The sequence below is a fragment of the Leifsonia sp. HAY1-4F genome (assembly GCF_056755275.1).
The window spans coordinates 1-244 of record NZ_JBNDHX010000519.1; the positions used below are offsets into that span (position 1 = coordinate 1).

The following is a 244-nucleotide window of genomic DNA, read 5'->3' on the forward strand; positions in this document are numbered from 1 at the left end:
GCCCAGTTCCGCAATAAGCCCGGTGGCCTCAGCCACGGGAATGAACTGGTCCGGCATGATGAGGCCGTGTATCGGGTGGTTCCAGCGGACCAGGGCCTCGCACCCCTCAATCTGTCCGGTGGCCAGCTCCACGATCGGTTGGTAGTAAAGGACCAGCTGCTCCGAACGGATCCCTTCCCGGAGGTCGCCAACGATCTGCCGCTGGAGTTGCCGGGAGTGCAGGTTGACGGGATCGAACAGCTTG

General features: G+C 63.1%; 1 protein-coding gene. It reads right to left on the bottom strand.

Features of this window, described 5'->3' with window-relative positions; genetic code table 11:
• Nucleotides 1-244, bottom strand: a 244-nt coding sequence (locus ACPYOG_RS20360; protein ID WP_481295892.1) for an EAL domain-containing protein, incomplete at both ends; no start/stop codon positions are given.